This is a genomic window from Muriventricola aceti (assembly GCF_025567565.1).
GTDB classification, from domain to species: Bacteria; Bacillota; Clostridia; order Oscillospirales; family Oscillospiraceae; genus Lawsonibacter; species Lawsonibacter aceti.
Genome location: NZ_JAOQKF010000008.1, coordinates 16,914 through 35,944, shown reverse-complemented (window position 1 = coordinate 35,944; position 19,031 = coordinate 16,914). Strand labels below are relative to the sequence as shown.

The window sequence follows — 19,031 nt, the reverse complement described above, 5'->3', positions numbered from 1 at the left end:
AATGCTGGACTGGTTTGACAAGTGGCTGCCAATTCTGTTTGGCTGCCACCAACGGGCAGACCGCTCCTTTCACTTCCACGGAAGACAGTTCCCAATCTGTGCCCGGTGTACCGGTGAGCTTGCAGGCATCCTGGCTAGTGGACTCACCTTTGCCCTCTGGCACCCTGGCTGGAAGCCCGCCCTGCTCTTGCTTGTCCCACTGGTGCTGGACGGCGGACTTCAGGCGCTGACCCCTTATGAGAGCGGCAATGGGCGCAGGCTGGTGACCGGGACGCTCTTTGGATACGGACTGACCTGCCTGTTTTTTCTCTCATCCCTGTGGGTACTGGAATTGGGGATGGCATTTGGGACAGGCTGGATGGACAGATAGGGAAATTGGTGTTTGTAAGAAATGCCAGTTCGATTGGAATAGGAAGTCGGTCATCAATGAAAGAAATCGCAAAAAGGCCCAGAATGGGGATCCTTCTTCTGCTGGCTGGTTGCGCCCTTTTCATCGGAGTATTGGGGTTTCTATTCTTCCGCCCCGTTGAAATTGCAGACGGTCAGAACGGCATTTTAGGCGTGGACGTTCTGTATTTCCCCCAATGGAACGTATCTGACGGGGGAATAAGCTATCAGTCCAGTGCGGAGGAAACGGCCCTTCTGTACCGGGCCTTGTCTGAAACCAAATTCCGCCGCAGGCTGTTTTCTGGCCCCTATACCCCTCCAGAAGAGGCGTCCTACTGTTTTGTGGCCATGACGGGAGAGAGGGAGCATTTTTTCCTGGACCTGTATTGCACGGAGGACAAGGTGACCCTCCAGGTCCAGACCTCCTCCGGAACCTACCAGGCCATTGATCCGGAGAAAATTTATGATGTCCTTGCCCCCCATTTCCCTATAGAATGACCGTCAGGCAATCGCGCTTCCGCACAGCGGTCGTTCCTATCTCTCCCCTTCACAGCAGAGAGCATCACGCAGGCTCAGTGGAGTATAGCCTTTATTCAGGGGGAATTGGCATGAAAAAGTTGTATTATAAGCTTCTATGTCTTGGAAACTGGGGTCTGAGCCTCTATTTACTTCTGATTTCCTTTCACTCTGCGGCTCCCCTGCTTGGAGCGAGCGCATTAGAGCATATTCTTTCCTCCATCTCTTGGTATCTGTTGATACTGCTCATCCTTCTTGGTGTACCTGCGCTGTATTGCTGGTATAAGCTCCGCTCCAGCCGGTCGGATGATATCCGCCTGAGTATGTGAAACGCTCCCAACAGCTCCTAAAAATCGTGATAATCCTGGCTCTTGTATCTGCCTTTGCTATTTTTCTTCTCAGGATAAAGGCGGGAATTTGACCGGGCCGCGTGTATCATACAGCTACAACAAAAAGCCGCCCATGGATGAACCATGGGCGGCTTTTTAATAGACACGATCAATCGGTCACATAGGGCAGCAGAGCGATCTGACGGGCCCGCTTGATGGCCTCGGTCAGCTGACGCTGATGCATAGCGCAGGTGCCGGTGGTGCGGCGGGGCAGGATCTTGGCCCGCTCGGAAGTGAACCGGCGCAGCTTGGCGGCGTCCTTGTAATCGATGCACTCCACCTTGTCCACGCAGAAAGCGCAGACCTTACGGCGCTTGCGGCCGCGGGGAGCTCTGTTATCACGTTCCATAGCCATGGGATTGACCTCCTTTTTACGACCATACATGGTCAAAGTTAGAACGGCAACCGGCCGTCATCATCAGAGAGATCGGCAAACTGGTCCCCGTCCGCGGGCGGAGCGCCATAGCCGGAGTTGGAAGCGGGAGCGGACCAGCCGCCGGCGGCAGAGCCGCCCTGGCTATACCCGGAGGAGAAGCCCCCTCCGTCCCCATCCCGCTTGGAGTCGCCGAAGTAGACCTGGTCGGCCACCACCTCGGCGGAGCGGCGCTTATTGCCGTCCTTATCCGTCCAGTCACGGATCTGCAAACGGCCTTCCACCACGGCCATACGGCCCTTGGTGAAGTAGCGGCTGACGAACTCGCCAGTCTGACGCCAGGCCACCACGTCGATAAAGTCAGTGGTCCGCTCGCCGGTGGACTTGTCCTTGAAATCCCGGTCTACGGCCAGGGAGAAGGAGGCCACGGGCGTGCCAGTCTGGGTGCGCCGAAGCTCGGGGTCACGGGTCAGACGACCCATGATGAAGATTTTGTTGAGCATATCCGCTCCCCCTTACTGGTCTTTGCAGACAATCATGGAGCGCATCACACCATCGGTGATCCGGAAAATACGGTCCAGTTCAGCGGGGATAGCGGCGGCGGCAGTAAAGGTCATCAGGACGTAGTAGCCCTCCATCAGATCGTTGATGGGATAGGCCAGACGGCGCTTGCCCCACTCGTCGATCTCGGACACGGTACCATTGGCCTCGACCACGGCCTTGAACTTTGCCACCAGGGCGGCGATCTGCTCCTCGCTCAGGTCGGGCTGCAGGATATAGACCGCCTCGTAGTTCGCGTTGATTTTTGCCATGTTTTGCACCTCCTTATGGACATATGGCCCCTGAAGTCTTATGCCAGGGGCAAGGATGTTGTCTGACGACATCGGCAGACCTAATTATTATACACGCTGCCGTGTAAATGTCAAGACAAAATACAAATTTTGTCCATAAAAATGCCGCCTTCATGTTCCATAGGCGGCATTTTCCCTACAAACAATGGGGCAAAGGGGATCAGCCCTGCTTTTCCGGGAGAGAATCATCCTCCCGAATCCAGTCCTCCACATGGACCACGGAGTAATCCTTATCTGTGTTGCGGATAACCACCCGGTCGATACCCGCGTTGATGATGGTCCGGCGGCACATGGAGCAGGAAGTGGCGTCATGGAGCAGCTCGCCGGTAGACGCCTCCCGCCCCGCCAGGTAGAGGGTGGAACCCAGGGTGTCCCGCCGGGCAGCGGAGATGATGGCGTTCATCTCCGCATGGACGGAGCGGCACAGCTCATACCGCTGACCAGATGGGATATTCATGGCCTCCCGGGTACAGTAGCCCAAGTCCATACAGTTCTTCCTCCCACGGGGAGCCCCATTGTAGCCCGTGGACACGATCTCGTCATTTTTCACGATGATAGCGCCGTAACACCGGCGCAGGCAGGTGGACCGCTCCAGCACGGTCTCGGCAATGTCCAGATAATAATTTTCCTTATCGATGCGCTTCATACGAGGTCCCCCTGTCCTCTGTTTGGATGGTGACAGTATATCCTATTTTTCGCCCGGACGCAAGAGTCTTCGGCCTGATACTGGGTCGTCAGGCGCAAAAAGGCGCCGGAGGGTGGCAAAGGGCTACGGAATTTACATTTTGTTTACGAATGATGCCTTGACGATTACATGGAGAAAGACTATCATAATATCGTACATTGGCAGGCGGACACGCCTGCCTCCTGTTTCCTAAGGGGGCACACATTTATGATCCGCAACGCGATCCAACGGTTTATGTATGGCCGGTATGGTAACGACCAGCTGAACGTCTTTTTGATTGGCACATATCTTGTCCTATACCTTTTGTTCCTGCTCACCAGGTTCGAGATTCTCTATTGGGTTTGCTGTGTGCTGATAGTATTCTCCCTGTTCCGCCTTCTCTCCCGGAACCTGCCCCGGAGGCGGGAGGAAAACGCGCGGTTTTTGAAGCTGGCCGGTCCAACCATCCAGTGGCTTCGCCTGCGCAGGACCATCGCCCGTGATAAGGAGCATCGGTATTTCAAATGTCCCAACTGTGGACAGCAGCTCCGGGTCCCCCGAGGCAAGGGGAAGATTACAGTCACCTGCCGGGGATGCGGAGCCAGTTTCCAGGAAAAAAGCTGATATAAAGCCGTGGAACTTGAGGGATACCCCTGGTAAGGGCAACAGGATATTCCATCAGAGTGTATTTAAAAAGGGTCATCTGCCTTGATATCAAGGCAGATGACCCTTTTTAAATATCTGATTATTAATGTGGGAATTCAAACTACTGATCTCATTCTTCTAGTAGAAATTCAACCCTCTTTTAAATATTTTGTCTGTCATATAGAGCAGATAAGAACACTTAGGGGTTGGTGTCGATCTGTATATTACTCTTTTTTCTTCGAAGTGCTTTTCCAAATCCGAGTATAGCGCGCATAATAGATACCCACAATTACCGCGCAGAACATAGTCCACAAGGTACCTATACCCTCATGGATAGGGATAAAATAGAACAACCCGGCGCAAATGCCTGCTACACTCACTGTACAGCCTGCAATGGCTTGCGCGGCAGGAGAGGGGCTTTTCCGATAAAATCGCTTTCTCATATCGTTCCCTTTCGCTTGAATAACCCAAAAGCATTCTGTCTCAGCCGGAACACTTTTGTTTTATTTTAATGTCTGATTTCTAAGCTGTCCAGTGGGCAGTTCAGAAATCAGATCACTGGACTTTCCGGCCCGCAGCAGATAGCTGTCGGTTCCATGGTTCAGCAGTTGGACGAGCTGGCGGCTGACCTTCATAGCCTGATCCAAATCCACGCCGGTTTTAATCCCTATTTCATCGCACATGTGGACCACGTCTTCCGTAGCCACGTTGCCTGCTGCACCCGGCACAAAGGGGCAGCCGCCCACGCCTGCAAAAGCGGAATCGTACCGGGTGAAGCCCGCCTGCATTCCAGCCATGATGTTGGCGATCCCCAGCCCCCGGGTATTGTGGAAGTGGAGCCACCAGGCTACCTGGGGATAGGTCTTTGCCATATCGGTACAGATTTGATATACCTGTGTGGGGTAAGCCTGACCAGAGGCGTCGGACAGGGAGATCTCCGTCACGCCCACGGCCAGATAGGCGTCCACAATTTCCTTTACGTCGGACAGAGGGATCTCCCGGTCCCAAGGGGAGCCGAAGGCCATAGAAATCGAGCCGGAGACCTCAATTCCCACAGACCTTGCCGCGTCCATACAGCCGTAGAAACCCTCCACTGTCTCCGCCGGAGTCCGATTTAGGTTGGCCAGATTGTGCGCTTTACTGGCGGAGACATTCAGCTTGACCTTTTTGCAACCGCAGGCGGCGGCCCGCTCCACACCTTTTAAATTAGCGACCAACGCGCGGTACTCCACACCTTCTTTGCGCTTCAAATTTTGAAATACCTCATCGGTATTGGCCATCTGAGGGACCGCTTTAGGGCTCATAAAGGATCCCACTTCAATTACGGAGAAACCTGCTTGTACAACACCTTCGATCAGCACTAACTTTTCCTCTGTGGTCAAAATCCTCTTTTCATTTTGCAGGCCGTCGCGAGGTCCAACTTCACAAATTTTGATTTCTTCCACCAGATTCAATGGCATAGAAACCCTTCCTTATCCTGTATCGTTGTTTTTATCCGTTCATCATATTAGGAATAAATGTAATCAGCTGCGGGAACACAACCAAAATGGCAACATCGACCAGCGTAATTAGGACAAACGGGATAATTTCGCGGATAATCCCCTCTACCTTGGCGTTAGAGGAATTGGCCGCTACATACAGACAAACGCCGACGGGAGGAGTCAGGTTGCCTACGGCTATATTGCAGATTACGGTAACACCAAAGGCAACTGTATCAATTCCGGCTGCCTGAACAATGGGCAGTAGAACAGGGATAAACATAATCTGCATGGCGGTGCCCTCCAGAAAGAATCCCCCGATAAAGAACACCAAGTTGACAATAAACATGACCCAGATTTTATTGCTGACCGAATCACCGAACAGATTTAAAATAACTTGCTGGAAGTTATTGCTCTGCAAAATCCAAGCAAAGAGGCTGGATGTGCCAATGATAAACATGACATTTGAGGCACCAATTATTGATTCCACAAACATCTCTGGGAGGTCCTTTATCCTGATGGTCCGATAGACCACCATCGCAACAATCAAGGTATAAGCCACTGCTGTGATGGCAGATTCAGTAGCGGTTACAATGCCAGTCAGGATGCCACCTACGATAATGACCGGAGCGAAAATCGGAAGCAGGGCATGCCGCAACGTCTTCAGAACCTGGGTAACAGAGAAATGGTTGCAGTGGTTTTTATCATAGCCGCGTACATAGCAGGTGATCCCGCAGACCAGCATAAAAGAAACACCAATCATGATACCGGGGATAATACCACCTAGAAATAGTTTCCCAACTGAAATACCAGTAATACTGGCCAATACAATCATGGGCATACTGGGGGGAATAATGATTCCTAGCGTGCCAGAACTGGCCATCAGGGCCGCGGAGTATTCTCTTGGATAGCCGCTGCGCTCCATACTCGGCACCATAATAGAACTCAAAGCCGCGGTATCGGCGGGAGCGGACCCGGAAATACCGCCCATCAGGATGCCGGTAAGAACACCTACATAGCACAGACCACCGCGCAGCCAGCCAACCAGCGAGTTGGCAAAATCAATCAGTTTTTGGGTAATTCCACTGCGCTCCATAATAGAGCCCACCAGCATAAAGAAGGGAATGCCCATCAGTGTCACACTATTTACGCCGTTAAAGATACGCTGGGGCGCAATCATCAGCGGGACCTCTCCCTGCATAACCAGTTCAGCGATTGCGGACAGCCCCAAAGCTACCGCAATGGGAGTACCAGTAAAGATGACTAGGATCAGGAAGAGAACAATCATCAAAATCAACAGGGTAGAAACCATTATTTGCTGCCCTCCCCCTTCTCCTCGTCACCATACAGGTCGTTTATGATCCCGGCAATACTATAAAATAAGCTGAATGCGCCACACAGAGGAATACAGAGATAAACCAATCCATAAGGGATAGACATAATTGGAGAATACATTCTCATGGTACTGGCAGAGTACTTAAAACCATAAATGGTCAATACCAGAAACAGCAGAATAGTCAAAATCTCACTGATTATGGAAAAAGCCCGTTTCAGCTTGGGCGGATATTTTTCCACCAGAAATTCCACACCTAGATGCTTTTTCCGGTACACACCGATGGCAATTCCCAGAAACATGATCCATGTAAAAATAAATCTACTTCCTTCTTCAATAGACGCGACCGCACCGTTGAGAAAGTTTCTAGAAAATACATTGATTAGGAGAATTACAAGCAGTACGGCAAAACTAACTGTAGCAAAGACAAAAAAAACCTTATAAATGCCGCGGGAGATTTTTTGTAGTTTTCGGTTGAACGAATGCATAAAATATCTCCTTTCGATCTTATTGATTTTCAATTCTAACATTGGGAACCGCGGAGCTTCTGGCCTGAACCAGAAGCTCCGCAATCTGGAAGAAAGGAGCGCACATTAATACTGGAAGTTCTTGATTTGGTCAATCAGATCTGCGCCATAGGTATCAGCGAACTGATCATATACGCTGGCAGTTGCCACACGCCAAGCCTCTTTATCGGGGTTCTCATTAATTGTCGTTCCCTTTTCCTTTAAAAACTCAATCTGTTCAGCCTCGCTCTGGCGAATTCCATTCTTTTCCACCAGGCCTGCGTCCTTTGCAGCCTGCATTACAATTTCTTGGTCCTCATCGGTCAACTTTTCCCAGACATTTCCATTCATCAGCAGGCCCATAACTGTGTAAATGTGGCCATCCAGAACCATATACTTCTGCACTTCGTAAAAGTTATCATCACAGAAAGCAAAAATAGGGCCTTCCTGACCGTCTACAGTATTGTTGGAACAAGCCAGATAGACTTCTTTATAGCCCAACGTAGAAGTAGACGCACCCAGAGCGGCAGCTGTGGCAGCCTGAATGGGGTTATCAGGAATACGAATCAGCTGTCCAGCCATATCCTCGGGACCATTGATTTCTCCCTTGTTAGTTGAGTAATGACGGAAGCCGGAATCCCAGTAATCTAGGATCATAACATGATTGCTGTTCCAGATATTGTCTCGGAAAAGCTGCCCTGGTTCACCTGCAAAGACAGCGTCTACATGGTCACTGTCAATAAAAAGATAAGGCAAGCTAAACACATTAAAATTAGAATCCAGTTTTGCTACTGAGCTGGAGCCTACCAGACAAGCGTCTACTGTGCCCATGGCCACACCCTCAGCCATCTCACCCTCGGTGCCCAGAGCCTCATCAGCAAAGACCTCGACCTGAACCGCCCCCTTGGTATTCTCCTCAACCAGCCGTTCAAACTCAGCCAAGCCAGCATAGAAAAAAGATTCCGCATTGTGGCTGGTACCAACCTTGAACGTCACATAGGTTTCACGGCTTCCATCCGCATTGATAGCAGAGGATGAATTGTTATCGCTGTTATTGTTGTTACCTCCGCAGGCTGTCAGTGACAGTAGAAGGACAGCTGCTAACATTGCGCTTATAGTTTTTTTCATTTTTGCGCTCCTTTCTATCGCATATCTTTTGATTACTTCCATTCCATTGCCGCTTTTACGATGTCTCCAGTGTCAATTCCAAGGCACTGGCGAAGGTAAGCACGATTGCCCACCTCACCAAACCGGTCCCGAATGCCAATGCGGCGCATAGGGGCCGGATAGTTTTCCGCCAGTACCTCAGCTACCGCGCTTCCCAGGCCACCGATAATATTGTGGTTTTCCACTGTAATGATCCCTCTAGTTTCGCGGGCAGCCTGAATGATTGCCTCCTGATCTATCGGCTTAATAGTATGCATATTTAGAACCCGTGCCTCAATCCCATTCTCCTTCAGAATTTGAGCCGCTTCCAGGCACTGAGTCAGCATAATACCGGAAGAAATCAGAGTGACATCACTGCCCTTACGCAGTATATCAGCCCTACCAAGCTGATAGCGGTAGTCATCACCGTAAAAACAAGGAGCCACAGCCCGGTCATAGCGAAGATACACCGGGCCGTCCAGATCCAATAGGGCTGGAATCATCTGACGAAGCTGCATACCATCAAAGGGCTCCACAATGGTAGTATTTGCGATTCCTCGTACAGCGGCAATATCGTCGTAGCTCTGATGGGTCCCGCCATTAATTTCAGCGACAATTCCGGGAGACAGGCCTACCAAAACCGCATTCAGTTTACTATACGCCAGAGAAATCGTCAATTGATCCAAAACCCTGCGCGTCATAAAGGGACCAAACGCATGGACAAATGGACGTTTTCCACTGACAGCCAGCCCGGCCGCCACGCCCACCATGTTGGCTTCCGCAATTCCTACATTAAACGCACGGTCAGGATAGGCCTGTTCAAAGTCCCGTGTACCGGAGATCTGTCGGGAATCTGAGTTGACGATACAGATGCGTTCATCCGCTTTTGCCAAGTCGATCAGGGTATCGCAAAAAATTTTTCTCATTTCAACTTTGCTTTCCATGATTTCACCTCCTGATCACCGTTTACTGCAGGTCCTGCAGAGCATCTTTTAGATCTTCCGCAGTCACCGGCATACTATGGGACTTGGTCGTCCCCTCTATTTTTTTCCAGCCTTTTCCTTTTATGGTGTGGAGCACAATCATATTGGGCTTGTCCATACAGGTTTTTGCCTGCTCAATAGCGTCATAGATGGCCTGGAGGTTATGGCCGTCGATTTCCTGAACGTTCCAGCCAAATGCGCGCCACTTAGCTGCCGCATCAATCATGGAGTTGACCTCATCTACCGGGGCGTCAATCTGTTGGCCGTTCAGGTCTAGAAAGCAGGTCAATGAGCCTAGTTTGGCCTGTGCTGCATACATACCAGCCTCCCAGATCTGGCCTTCCTGACTTTCGCCGTCACCAATGATACAATACACTCTGGCGCCGTTCCCATCGATTCGGTCAGCCAGCGCCATGCCTACGGCGGCAGATAGGCCTTGCCCCAGAGAGCCGGTGGTCATATCAATTCCAGGAGTCAAAAGCCGGTCACAATGACTGGGTAGCATAGTACCTGGCTTATTCAGGGTATATATTTCCTTCCGATCAAAATAACCCTTCATGGCCAGAATGGAATAAACTCCGGGACCTCCATGTCCTTTAGAAAGCACAAAGCGGTCTCTCCCAGGCATTTGGGGATTTTTCGGATCGATATTCATTTCCTCATAATAGAGTACAGTAAGTACGTCCACAATATCCAATGCGCCGCCAACATGACCTTTCCCCAGGCTAGCAATCATTTCCATTGTGGTCCGACGAGCCTCCTTCGCCAGTTCAGTCAGCTCCTGAATACTATGTTGCATCACAAAGCTCCTTTCAACAGTTAGATGACCACAGGAAAATAGTCGGATCACTCCTCATCCATGCCATCTTTATAAAATTTACCGAACAGCTCCTGAAGAGAGGGCATATCCTCGGGGATAGGACGGGCCACCCAAGTGGTATTCATATAGTGTTTCAGGGCAATGTTCTCGGAAACGATGTTGCCGCCCCAGGTCCCGCAGCCCATGGAGGACGTGGGAGGCATACCGTTGGTGGCGGATCCGGCATTACCTTTGTTATTGGGCTGGCGCACCATGATGCGGGAGACAGGGGCCGCCTTGCCCAGACGGTCAATGTGGCCGTCATCCCAAGAGTAAATACCGCAGGAGTGGCCCTTGCCGCCTACTTCGAAGATGGCCCGCATCATGTCCAGGGCATTTTCAAACTCTCCCTCATACTTGAACAAAGCCAGCAGAGTGGTCAGCTTCTCAGAGGAGAAGAAGTATTCTTTGCCAATCTGATCAATACCACCACCCGTGACCATAATAAATTTCCGGTCCTCGGGGATCTCAAACCCGGCAGCCTCAGCCAGCTTCTGAGGGCTGATGGCCACAGTGCCGGGAAGTCGGTGCCCCATCTCGTCCCACATGACACTCTTGAGCTTCTCCGCCTCTTCTTCGTTAGCTAGATAGCCGCCCTCGGCCTTAAGCGCGTCTACCATTTTGTCATAGATAGATTCGTGGATGACCAGGTTTCCGTCACAGGAACAACCGGAACCGAAATCAGAGGTCTTGGAGATGCGGGTGTTCTGCGCTGCCTCACGCTGGCGTTCAGGAGTATCAGCAGTATTATCGATAATCACAGTAGCATTGCCCGCACCGGATCCATAGGCGGGCGTGCCGGAGGAGTAAGCGGACTTGACCATGGGCCGGCCACCGGTGGCGATAACCAAATCGCAGCGTTTCATCAGTTCCTGAGTCAGAGCGATAGAGGGTTGCTGAATACCCTGGATGATGTCGGCAGGGGCGCCCTCACGGAGCAGGACTTCACGAATGATGTCAATACACTTGTTGGTCACCACTTTGGCCCGTGGATGAGGGCTGCAGATGATAACGTCTCGTGCCTTGATAGCGTAGATTACCTGGCCGGCAGGTGTCAGACAAGGATTGGTAGTAGGTACCAGAGAGGCAATTACCCCCACTGGCTTGGCATATTTGACCAGCCCCTTCTCCGGGATTTCTTCAATAGCGCCGACGCTTCTGCTCCGCATACAGTCGCGCAGGATCAGCTTCAGCTTGTTGCGTTTGTTGCGCTTCGTCACCTTATCGCCCAAGTTGGTCTCATCCACGGCCTCATCGCTGAGCTGCGCCCAGACCTTCAGATCATAAAGAGCCGCCGCAACTGCCTGGCACAGGTGATCTACTCTGTCCTGATCGTAAGTCTCAATGATTGCCGCAGCCTTACGGGCTCTGGCAACCATTTCTTCCAACATTTCAATCTGTTCTGTAGTGATCTCTTTTGCCATAGTATTCAACACTCCTTTGATAATTTTGCTGTAAATAACTCTTTTATCTAACCTAAATTTAACATTTAGCACAACCTTATGTCTAATACTTGTTTTGAATTGGATTTATAGAGGAAAATCTATAATTATTTCACCTCTGCCTGTCAGGAGCAGTCCCAACACCAGTGATCTTTAACTACTCTTTGCCTGATCCAAGCTTGACAATTTCCCATCTATCCAATATTCTTTATGTATTAATAGATTCTTTTTATAGAAAGGTGGGTTACTATGACGCTGCTCCAGCTGCAATATTTTCAGGTTTTGTCACACAACCTGCACTATACACGCACTGCTGAGCAGTTGTGTATTTCTCAGCCCAGCTTGAGTTACGCCATCAATGAGTTGGAGAAGGAATTGGGGGTCAAGCTGTTCCAGAAGGAAAACCGGAAGGTTACTCAGACAGTCTATGGGCAGCAGTTTCTTCCCTATGTGGAGCAAGCTCTTACTCTTCTGCAGGACGGTTCTAATGTGCTGCGGCAGATGGCCAACAACGCCCCCCAGATTGTCCGATTAGGATATTTTCACAGCGTTTCCGCCTCCATGATCCCCGCTCTGGTGGACGGATTTTATCAGCAGGAGGAAAACCGCCAGATTCGCTTTCATTTTACAGAAAGCGCTTCCTATGATATCCTGAACCAGATCCGTTCTGGCGCACTGGATCTGGGATTCAGCCTTCATCAGGCCGAGTGGGCGGAGTCGGTAGGGGTTATCCGTCAGCCACTTTATCTGGCAGTCCCCGCCAACCATCCTCTTTCCGGCCACAGTTTTGTTTCCTTTGATGATTTTGCTCACGAGCCGCAGATTATGCTGGAACACAGCAGCAACCTGCGGTCCAATATGGATCAGGTCTTTTCTCAGCATGGGATCATTCCTAATATTGTGTTTGAAGTGCGGGAGTGCAATGCCGCGTTGCAGTATGTCGGGTTGGGATTTGGCGTGTCCGTATTGCCGCAGGTACCGGCCATGGATACGGATAAGGTCTATATCGTTCCTATTTCTGATCAGGAGAAGGAGTTCGTGCGTACCATTTACCTTACCTATCCTAAGATCCATCCCATCTCTCCTGCCGCCCAGAAGGTGCGCGATTATATCATTCAAAATTGCGCGCTCAACACTTGATATTCTGACCCCTATGCCGCCTGCGGGCAGATTTTTTCGACGAGTCACGGAAAGATGGCACTCTCTATCTCCGTCTGAGGAAAAAGAGGACTTTCGGCAATGTTGCCGAAAGTCCTCTTTCTGTATTAAGGTTTATTAAATGTTCAGAAGGAGGATCCATTTGCAAATCGAATCATCTTGAACGCAAAACGTCAACGCAGGAATCCAACTCACTGAGGCACAAATGTCCCACAACAGAGTCATCCGGGTAGCGTCTGCGTTTCCACCTAGGCCCACAAAGCTCCGAAGGGCAAGCTGAAAACCTGTATTCCAAAAGAAAATACTGGAGCAGTACGCCGCTGAACGCTACTTACCCAATCCGAAGTTCTGTGTGGATGATGGATACTCCAGATTCGTTTAACCGCCTGGGCTGAAACCCACTGAACATTGGGGAAAGGTCTCCATATTCGGCGTCCGATACACCGCCATTCATGACAATGTGGATACGGACAGACGCAAGGACTGCACGGCCCATCACATCCGGTCGTGTATATCCTGGATAAGATAGTGCCGGATGAGACACAAAGCATAGCAGAACCCGCATAGACGGAAAAACCTTGTAGATACTTCTGATGTAATATCTGTCGGGGCTCCAGATACCTAAGAAGTTATCCCAACTAAGGGAGTCCCAACAGTCACGCGGCATTTTAATGGAAAAATTTTTCTTAGCGTGAAACAAAACCCTTCTATTTTCGTCTAATAAAGTAGAGGGTATTCCTGCGTAGAGGAGGAAAGAACATTGAAAAGGGCGCTGAAAGGTTTGCTGGCTTCCCTGCTGGTACTGGCCTGCCTGGGGATTGCCGCGGTTGGCGTTTTGCAGGCCACAGGCTGGAACCTGATATGGGGTCAGTATCTCCAAGCTGGTGACGGTTCTCATATTATGATTGACCGGCACGGCGATCCCATCATTTTGGGAGACCGCTCTAGAACCGGGAACCTGTTCCATGGATTAAGGGATGGAGACACGGTACTATTCCTCTGTTCTGACATTCAGGAGAGCTATCCTGCCCGCTCACGGGCCTATTGGTGCTTCCGCCTGGAGCGTGGCACTGCCTCCAATCTCCCAGTGGATACGCTGGGCCAGTTGAAGGAACTGGGCTGGCTGCCAGCTACATTTTAAAAAAAGAGGGCAGGCCCCGGTGGGGCCTGCCCTCTTTTTTTGCCATCACTGAGGCAATACCAGGTCTCCCTCGCGGATCCAGCCGATCTTCCGCAGCATCTCACAGAAGAACCAGGACAGGACGGCAGGGAGAATAAAGCAGATCAGAGCCATACCCAGCCAGTCAAAGGGGGTGATGGCCGCCTTAACTCCGAGAGCCACATCGTTGACCCAGCCCGACCATACGCCGATCTGTCCCACGAAACCGCAGGTCCCCATGCCAGAGGCCACGCCGCCAGCGGGGTCGTTCATCTGGAGGTGAAATACACAGGTGGCGATGGGGCCGGTGATGGCGGAGGCCAGCGTGGGGGGAATCCAGATTCGGGGATTCTTCACGATGTTGGGCATCTGGAGCATAGAGGTACCGATGCCCTGGCTGATCAAACCGCCCCAGCGGTTCTCTTTAAAGGACATGACGGCAAAGCCCACCATCTGGGCACAGCAGCCGGCCACCGCCGCGCCTCCGGCCAGGCCGGTGAGGGTAAAGGCGGCGCAAATAGCGGCGGAAGAGATGGGCAGAGTGAGGGCAATCCCCACCAGTACGGCTACGACAATCCCCATCCAGAAGGGCTGGAGAACAGTAGCGTCCTGGATGAGTTGACCAAAAGCTTTGGCCGCGGCGCCGATGGGCGGGGCGATGAGCAGGGACAGGCCCGCGCCTACGAATACGGTGACGGCGGGGGTGACCAGGATATCCACCTTGGTTTCTTTGGATACCATTTTGCCAATCTCAGCGGCGATGATGGCAATGAACAGAACAGCCAGGGGGCCGCCCGCGCCACCCAGTTTGTTGGCGGACCAGCCCACAGCAGTCAGGGAAAAGAGGACCATCGGATCGGCTTTCAGGGCGTAACCGATGGCCACCGCCATAGCGGGACCGGACATATCAAAGGCAAACTGTCCCACATCCACCAAAAAGGAGAGGGACAACTGCTGGCCCAGGGTCTTGATAATGGTGCCGATGAGCAGGGAGCAGAACAGGCCTTGGGCCATGGCCCCCAGGGCGTCGATACCGTACCGTTTGGCGGATATCTCGATGTTTTTCCGTTTTAGAAACTCTCTCATTCGTAACGCGCCTTTCCAACACAAAATAAAAAAGCTGTACAGGTGTCAAGACACCTGTACAGCCCATTATAGCGCGTGAACTCAGTTTGTCAAGAAAATTCCTTCGGCTGGGGATCCAGGCTTCAGTTCTTTCCCCAGTCCGACCAATCAGTGAGGCACAGGTTCAGATCCACCTTTACCGGGATGCCGGGGACCGTGCCGCTGCTAGAATACTGCCACATATGGTAGTGGTAGCGGAAGCTGGTGGGCACCCAGCCGGTGGTGTAGTGGGCCAGCCAGAAGGGCCAGTCCTGGAGCTGGGCCAGGTCCAGGCCGCCAGCATAGATCTTGGAGGGGCTGCCGTAGGTCATGGGGATATAGCCGGCCTCCTCGATGATGTCACAGAAGACTTTGGCGCATTTGGTCACCGTTTCTCCGTCGGTGTCCTTTGTCCGGGAGTCGGAGTCACTGACCTCCTCCCAGTCGAAGACCACGGGGTAGGTGATATCATAGCCCTCGATCCACTCCAGAAGCTGGAGGGCCTCCTCCCGTGCCTCCTCCTCCGTGGTAGCCTGGGAGAAGAAGTAAACGCCCACTTCCAGGCCGTTCCTCAGGGCATTTTGGATGTTGTAGTCAAAATAGGCGTCCTTGTTGATGCTGCCCACAGTATAACCCCGGTAACCCGCCCGGATCATGGCGAAGTCCACCCCGGCACCGGCCACCTGGGTCCAATCGATCTGCTTCTGGTGAGAGGACACATCCACCCCAATGTAGCTGGGGGCGTCCCCCGTATAGGTCAAAAAGCCGTTCTTGACCACAAATCTGCCGCTGTCATAGTCGTTGCTTGGAATGGGGCCAGGCTCCGTTTCCGGTACATGGATGAAGGACAGGTCGTAATTCATCAGGATGACCGCCCCCTGGGCCCGGGTAGCGGTGCCGGTGGGGTCAAACAGGTTGCCCGGCTTGCCGGAGATGAGACCCACGGACCAGGCCCACTCTACCGCGTCGATGGACCAGCTGGCGATGGATTTCCGGTCCGCGAAGGGGGCGGCCACCTGGGACAGCGGCTCCCCCAAGGTATGCCAAAGGATCACAGCCAGCTGCTCCCGGGTCACCTTGTCGTCGGGACCGAACCGTCCGTCATCATAGCCGGTGACTAGCCCCTCCTGCCAGGCCCAGAGGATGGCGTCGGCATCGGGGTCGTCCAGGTCCACATCGGAGAAGGGACTGGTCAGTGCCTGGTCCTGTTGGTCCAGGTCCTCGTCCTCCTCCGTCCCGCTCTCGAACTCCTCCCGCTCCAGGGACACCTGGGGCCGGTCATAGATCTGATAGAGGGCGGCGGCCACCATGGCACGGGTTAGAGGAGCCTCCGGCAGGAACTCCAGCGCATCGGTGGCCTCCATCATCCCCTTCTCCCAGCAGTACTCCACCGCGGCGGTGTACCAGGAGTTCTCGGGCACGTCGGAGAGCTTCGTCCCGGCTGCTGAGGCGGGCAGAGGCAGGGTCATAGCCACGGCCAGCAGGCCGGCGGCAAGGGATCTCAGAGTCTTGTGTTTCATAGCGTTCCTTTCTGTCTGTCGTAGAGTGTGGTGAGTGTTGGGTTAGGTGCAGTATACTCAGCTTGTCGAAAGAGCCCTCCCGCAAGGAATTCCGGTGCCCGCAGGCGGCGGAATAAATTTTGAGGCCGTCATTTCCGGCCACATACGCATTGGAAATAACACTTTTTGCGGGGGTTGGGCTGGGAATGATTCGGGGCCCACCCTGCGCGCGGCTTTTCTCAAAAAAGTGACTATACCACTTTTCGACAGTCTCAGTATACTACGGCAGAGCCAGGCTCTGCCAATGGTATCTTTTGGATGGAGCTCACCGCTCCAGCAGGATGCCCTGCCGAGCCAGCGCCTCTCGTACCCGCTCATAGGCCCCCTGGTCCGGGCAGGCCAGGGTGTGAAGGTGGATCCCCTCGGTGAGCTGGGAAAGGGGGGCAGCGGCCTGACTCCGGCACCGGGCGATGAACTGCCCCACCTGATACCGGTCGGATAGCTGGAGCGGTCCGGTGAGCTGACCGTAGATCGGATGGTCCACGATGACGTCCAGCACCGTGCAGCCCTGGTCTACCATGGCGTTCAATTCCGCCTCCATGGCCTGTCCGTCGTGCTTCACAGCGATCTGCCGCACCAGGCCGGAAGGCGCGTTCTGTACCATATAGCCTCTTGGGGTGGCGGTGATTCCCTGGCCCCCGGCCCGCAAGATGGCCACATCCCCTACAATGATCTGACGGCTGACCGAAAACTCTCTGGCCAGAGCAGTGGCGCTGACCGGGCTCCGGGCCCGCTCCAGCCGTCGGGCAATGGCCTGTCTTCTCTCCTGGGCGTCCATAGCCCTCCCTCCCCTGTCTTGTCATATGCAGTAAGTATATCACTGAGAGGAGAGGTACGCAACGGCACAGACACAGATTTTTCCGGGAACTTTCCGGGAAACCTTGACTTTTCCGCTTGGAATCCATACAATGGACAAGATAAGTCTTCCAATCTCATATCACGATATAAAAGGACTGAAACGACATGGCTCAGAACCCCAACAAAAAGCAGGTGGAACAGATCACCGACATGGAGGTAGACTTCGCCCAGTGGTACACTGACGTGTGTAAAAAGGCGGAGCTGATCGACTACTCATCCATCAAGGGCATGTTCATCTACCGCCCCTACGGCTACGCCATCTGGGAGAACATCCAGCGAGAGATGGACCGGCGCTTCAAGGAGACCGGGCACGAAAACGTATATCTTCCCATGCTCATCCCCGAATCCCTGCTCCAGAAGGAGAAGGACCATGTGGAGGGCTTCGCTCCTGAGTGCGCCTGGGTGACCATGGGGGGAAGCGAGAAGCTGGAGGAGCGCTACTGCATCCGTCCCACCTCCGAAACCCTGTTCTGTGAGCACTACAAAAATGTCATCCACTCCCACCGGGACCTGCCCAAGCTGTATAACCAGTGGTGCTCCGTCCTACGCTGGGAGAAGACCAGCCGCCCCTTCCTGCGCCACCGGGAGTTCCTGTGGCAGGAGGGCCACACCATGCACGCCACCCCGGAAGAAGCCCGGGAAGAGACCATGCGGATGCTCAACGTATACGCCGACTTTATGGAGAATGTGCTGGCCATGCCTGTGGTCCGGGGCCGTAAGACGGACAAGGAGAAATTCAACGGCGCCGAGGAGACCTACACTGTGGAGTGCATGATGCACGACCGAAAGGCCCTTCAGGCGGGCACCAGCCATTACTTCGGCGACGGCTTCGCCCGTGCCTTTGACATCACCTTCACCGGCAAGGACAACCAGCTCCACTACCCCCACCAGACCAGTTGGGGCGTGTCCACCCGGATGATCGGCGGCATCATCATGACCCATGGCGACAACAACGGTCTGGTCCTGCCCCCCCGCGTCGCCCCCATCCAGGCCATGGTCATCCCCGTAGCCCAGCATAAGGAGGGTGTGCTGGAGGCGGCCAACGCCCTGCTGGACCGGCTGAAGGCCGCCGGCATCCGGGCAGGCCTGGACGACAGTGACCAGTCCATGGGCTGGAAGGCCGCCCAGTACGAGATGAAGGGCGTGCCCCTGCGGGTGGAAATCGGTCCCAAGGATATGGAGAAGGACCAATGCTGCGTCTGCCGCCGGGACTCTGGGGAGAAGGTCTTTGTCCCCTTGGCTCAGTTGGAGGACCAGGTGAAGGAGCTGCTGGACTCGGTCCACGACGGACTATTTGCCCGGGCCCAGAAGAACCTGGAGGACCACACCAAGGTGTGCCACACCCTGGAGGAGGTCAAGGCCTTTATGGAGTCTGAGGGCGGCTTCGCCAAAACCATGTGGTGCGGCGAGCTGGACTGCGAGCTGAAGATGAAGGAACAGGCCGGGGTCAGCTCCCGGTGTATGCCCCTGAAGCAGGAGAAGGTGGGCGACGTATGCGTCTGCTGCGGCAAGCCCGCCAAGCACTCCATCCTCTGGGGCGTGGCCTATTGATCGCTGGCATACAGAAAAACAGGGCCGCCGTTTTTCAGAACGGCGGCCCTATTTTATGCCTTTTGCCCCA

21 protein-coding genes are annotated in these 19,031 nt (G+C 53.3%); 7 read left to right on the top strand and 14 right to left on the bottom strand.

Going from position 1 to position 19,031, the window contains the following annotated elements; genetic code table 11:
• The first annotated feature begins 1 nt into the window (after position 1).
• The 3 genes from OCV64_RS09685 to OCV64_RS09675 all read left to right on the top strand — a co-directional run bounded on the left by OCV64_RS09685 (position 2) and on the right by OCV64_RS09675 (position 1,232).
• On the top strand, positions 2 to 370 hold the full coding sequence (locus OCV64_RS09685; RefSeq protein ID WP_147571104.1) for a DUF2085 domain-containing protein: 369 nt from the start codon (positions 2 to 4) through the stop codon (positions 368 to 370).
• A 56-nt stretch (positions 371 to 426) separates the two neighbouring features.
• Positions 427 to 885: a hypothetical protein gene (locus OCV64_RS09680; protein WP_262669900.1), complete on the top strand. Its 459-nt coding sequence runs from the start codon at positions 427 to 429 to the stop codon at positions 883 to 885.
• 110 nt (positions 886 to 995) lie between these two features.
• Positions 996 to 1,232 carry a hypothetical protein gene (locus OCV64_RS09675; protein WP_262669899.1) on the top strand — a complete coding sequence of 79 codons (237 nt, stop codon included), beginning with the start codon at positions 996 to 998 and terminating at the stop codon, positions 1,230 to 1,232.
• Between the two features lie 169 nt (positions 1,233 to 1,401).
• Here OCV64_RS09675 and rpsR read toward each other — a convergent pair whose 3' ends face one another.
• The 4 genes from rpsR to OCV64_RS09655 form a co-directional block, all read right to left on the bottom strand.
• Positions 1,402 to 1,641, bottom strand: coding sequence for a 30S ribosomal protein S18 (gene rpsR / locus OCV64_RS09670; protein WP_374740045.1), 240 nt, complete (start codon positions 1,639 to 1,641; stop codon positions 1,402 to 1,404).
• Between the two features lie 44 nt (positions 1,642 to 1,685).
• Positions 1,686 to 2,168: a single-stranded DNA-binding protein gene (locus tag OCV64_RS09665; protein WP_147571107.1), complete on the bottom strand. Its 483-nt coding sequence runs from the start codon at positions 2,166 to 2,168 to the stop codon at positions 1,686 to 1,688.
• A 12-nt stretch (positions 2,169 to 2,180) separates the two neighbouring features.
• A complete protein-coding gene (gene rpsF / locus OCV64_RS09660) occupies positions 2,181 to 2,477 on the bottom strand; it encodes a 30S ribosomal protein S6 (protein ID WP_147571108.1) in 297 nt (98 codons plus the stop codon).
• Between the two features lie 199 nt (positions 2,478 to 2,676).
• Complete coding sequence (locus OCV64_RS09655) at positions 2,677 to 3,162, bottom strand: deoxycytidylate deaminase (protein WP_147571109.1); 486 nt, start codon at positions 3,160 to 3,162, stop codon at positions 2,677 to 2,679.
• Between the two features lie 246 nt (positions 3,163 to 3,408).
• On the opposite strand from OCV64_RS09655, the gene OCV64_RS09650 reads away from it, so the two are divergent.
• Positions 3,409 to 3,804 carry a hypothetical protein gene (locus OCV64_RS09650; protein WP_147571110.1) on the top strand — a complete coding sequence of 132 codons (396 nt, stop codon included), beginning with the start codon at positions 3,409 to 3,411 and terminating at the stop codon, positions 3,802 to 3,804.
• 524 nt (positions 3,805 to 4,328) lie between these two features.
• Here the strand turns inward: OCV64_RS09650 and OCV64_RS09645 are convergent.
• The 7 genes from OCV64_RS09645 to OCV64_RS09615 form a co-directional block, all read right to left on the bottom strand.
• The gene (locus tag OCV64_RS09645) at positions 4,329 to 5,285 is read right to left on the bottom strand and encodes a hydroxymethylglutaryl-CoA lyase (protein ID WP_240286646.1); all 957 of its coding nucleotides are present in this window, start codon (positions 5,283 to 5,285) and stop codon (positions 4,329 to 4,331) included.
• A 31-nt stretch (positions 5,286 to 5,316) separates the two neighbouring features.
• Positions 5,317 to 6,615 carry a TRAP transporter large permease gene (locus OCV64_RS09640; protein WP_186853161.1) on the bottom strand — a complete coding sequence of 433 codons (1,299 nt, stop codon included), beginning with the start codon at positions 6,613 to 6,615 and terminating at the stop codon, positions 5,317 to 5,319.
• The gene (locus OCV64_RS09635) at positions 6,615 to 7,124 is read right to left on the bottom strand and encodes a TRAP transporter small permease (RefSeq protein WP_186853162.1); all 510 of its coding nucleotides are present in this window, start codon (positions 7,122 to 7,124) and stop codon (positions 6,615 to 6,617) included. Before OCV64_RS09635 ends, OCV64_RS09640 begins: the two co-directional genes overlap by 1 nt.
• A 105-nt stretch (positions 7,125 to 7,229) precedes the next feature.
• Positions 7,230 to 8,312, bottom strand: coding sequence for a TRAP transporter substrate-binding protein (locus OCV64_RS09630; protein ID WP_262669898.1), 1,083 nt, complete (start codon positions 8,310 to 8,312; stop codon positions 7,230 to 7,232).
• The gene (locus OCV64_RS09625; protein WP_186853164.1) at positions 8,303 to 9,232 is read right to left on the bottom strand and encodes a transketolase family protein; all 930 of its coding nucleotides are present in this window, start codon (positions 9,230 to 9,232) and stop codon (positions 8,303 to 8,305) included. The genes OCV64_RS09630 and OCV64_RS09625 overlap by 10 nt, the downstream gene beginning before the upstream one ends.
• 22 nt (positions 9,233 to 9,254) lie before the next feature.
• Positions 9,255 to 10,070: a transketolase gene (locus OCV64_RS09620; RefSeq protein ID WP_186853165.1), complete on the bottom strand. Its 816-nt coding sequence runs from the start codon at positions 10,068 to 10,070 to the stop codon at positions 9,255 to 9,257.
• A gap of 47 nt (positions 10,071 to 10,117) precedes the next feature.
• Positions 10,118 to 11,554: an aldehyde dehydrogenase family protein gene (locus OCV64_RS09615; RefSeq protein WP_186853166.1), complete on the bottom strand. Its 1,437-nt coding sequence runs from the start codon at positions 11,552 to 11,554 to the stop codon at positions 10,118 to 10,120.
• 267 nt (positions 11,555 to 11,821) lie between these two features.
• On the opposite strand from OCV64_RS09615, the gene OCV64_RS09610 reads away from it, so the two are divergent.
• Both OCV64_RS09610 and OCV64_RS09605 read left to right on the top strand, forming a co-directional pair.
• A complete protein-coding gene (locus OCV64_RS09610; RefSeq protein WP_147571114.1) occupies positions 11,822 to 12,712 on the top strand; it encodes a LysR family transcriptional regulator in 891 nt (296 codons plus the stop codon).
• Positions 12,713 to 13,490: 778 nt separating this feature from the next.
• Positions 13,491 to 13,871 carry a hypothetical protein gene (locus tag OCV64_RS09605; protein WP_147571115.1) on the top strand — a complete coding sequence of 127 codons (381 nt, stop codon included), beginning with the start codon at positions 13,491 to 13,493 and terminating at the stop codon, positions 13,869 to 13,871.
• Positions 13,872 to 13,916: 45 nt separating this feature from the next.
• Here OCV64_RS09605 and OCV64_RS09600 read toward each other — a convergent pair whose 3' ends face one another.
• From OCV64_RS09600 to OCV64_RS09590, 3 genes are all read right to left on the bottom strand, one after another.
• On the bottom strand, positions 13,917 to 14,975 hold the full coding sequence (locus OCV64_RS09600) for a PTS transporter subunit IIC (protein WP_186853167.1): 1,059 nt from the start codon (positions 14,973 to 14,975) through the stop codon (positions 13,917 to 13,919).
• A 122-nt stretch (positions 14,976 to 15,097) separates the two neighbouring features.
• Positions 15,098 to 16,513 (bottom strand): GH25 family lysozyme, encoded by a 1,416-nt coding sequence (locus OCV64_RS09595; RefSeq protein WP_147571117.1) that lies wholly within the window; start codon positions 16,511 to 16,513, stop codon positions 15,098 to 15,100.
• A 304-nt stretch (positions 16,514 to 16,817) separates the two neighbouring features.
• Positions 16,818 to 17,330: a transcription repressor NadR gene (locus OCV64_RS09590; RefSeq protein WP_147571118.1), complete on the bottom strand. Its 513-nt coding sequence runs from the start codon at positions 17,328 to 17,330 to the stop codon at positions 16,818 to 16,820.
• Positions 17,331 to 17,515: 185 nt separating this feature from the next.
• Between OCV64_RS09590 and proS the strand changes: the two genes are divergently transcribed.
• Positions 17,516 to 18,961, top strand: coding sequence for a proline--tRNA ligase (proS, locus tag OCV64_RS09585; protein WP_186853168.1), 1,446 nt, complete (start codon positions 17,516 to 17,518; stop codon positions 18,959 to 18,961).
• Positions 18,962 to 19,031: the final 70 nt, after the last annotated feature.

What these genes read in the sequence shown, in the direction of transcription:
- OCV64_RS09595 (WP_147571117.1), bottom strand. Translation starts at nt 16,513, where the DNA reads ATGAAACACAAGACTCTGAGATCCCTTGCCGCCGGCCTGCTGGCCGTG.
- OCV64_RS09685 (WP_147571104.1), top strand. Translation starts at nt 2, where the DNA reads ATGCTGGACTGGTTTGACAAGTGGCTGCCAATTCTGTTTGGCTGCCAC.
- OCV64_RS09650 (WP_147571110.1), top strand. Translation starts at nt 3,409, where the DNA reads ATGATCCGCAACGCGATCCAACGGTTTATGTATGGCCGGTATGGTAAC.
- OCV64_RS09665 (WP_147571107.1), bottom strand. Translation starts at nt 2,168, where the DNA reads ATGCTCAACAAAATCTTCATCATGGGTCGTCTGACCCGTGACCCCGAG.
- OCV64_RS09645 (WP_240286646.1), bottom strand. Translation starts at nt 5,285, where the DNA reads ATGCCATTGAATCTGGTGGAAGAAATCAAAATTTGTGAAGTTGGACCT.
- OCV64_RS09675 (WP_262669899.1), top strand. Translation starts at nt 996, where the DNA reads ATGAAAAAGTTGTATTATAAGCTTCTATGTCTTGGAAACTGGGGTCTG.
- proS (WP_186853168.1), top strand. Translation starts at nt 17,516, where the DNA reads ATGGCTCAGAACCCCAACAAAAAGCAGGTGGAACAGATCACCGACATG.
- OCV64_RS09600 (WP_186853167.1), bottom strand. Translation starts at nt 14,975, where the DNA reads ATGAGAGAGTTTCTAAAACGGAAAAACATCGAGATATCCGCCAAACGG.
- OCV64_RS09625 (WP_186853164.1), bottom strand. Translation starts at nt 9,232, where the DNA reads ATGGAAAGCAAAGTTGAAATGAGAAAAATTTTTTGCGATACCCTGATC.
- OCV64_RS09640 (WP_186853161.1), bottom strand. Translation starts at nt 6,615, where the DNA reads ATGGTTTCTACCCTGTTGATTTTGATGATTGTTCTCTTCCTGATCCTA.
- OCV64_RS09610 (WP_147571114.1), top strand. Translation starts at nt 11,822, where the DNA reads ATGACGCTGCTCCAGCTGCAATATTTTCAGGTTTTGTCACACAACCTG.
- OCV64_RS09655 (WP_147571109.1), bottom strand. Translation starts at nt 3,162, where the DNA reads ATGAAGCGCATCGATAAGGAAAATTATTATCTGGACATTGCCGAGACC.
- OCV64_RS09635 (WP_186853162.1), bottom strand. Translation starts at nt 7,124, where the DNA reads ATGCATTCGTTCAACCGAAAACTACAAAAAATCTCCCGCGGCATTTAT.
- OCV64_RS09590 (WP_147571118.1), bottom strand. Translation starts at nt 17,330, where the DNA reads ATGGACGCCCAGGAGAGAAGACAGGCCATTGCCCGACGGCTGGAGCGG.
- OCV64_RS09620 (WP_186853165.1), bottom strand. Translation starts at nt 10,070, where the DNA reads ATGCAACATAGTATTCAGGAGCTGACTGAACTGGCGAAGGAGGCTCGT.
- OCV64_RS09615 (WP_186853166.1), bottom strand. Translation starts at nt 11,554, where the DNA reads ATGGCAAAAGAGATCACTACAGAACAGATTGAAATGTTGGAAGAAATG.
- rpsF (WP_147571108.1), bottom strand. Translation starts at nt 2,477, where the DNA reads ATGGCAAAAATCAACGCGAACTACGAGGCGGTCTATATCCTGCAGCCC.
- OCV64_RS09630 (WP_262669898.1), bottom strand. Translation starts at nt 8,312, where the DNA reads ATGGAAGTAATCAAAAGATATGCGATAGAAAGGAGCGCAAAAATGAAA.
- OCV64_RS09680 (WP_262669900.1), top strand. Translation starts at nt 427, where the DNA reads ATGAAAGAAATCGCAAAAAGGCCCAGAATGGGGATCCTTCTTCTGCTG.
- rpsR (WP_374740045.1), bottom strand. Translation starts at nt 1,641, where the DNA reads ATGGAACGTGATAACAGAGCTCCCCGCGGCCGCAAGCGCCGTAAGGTC.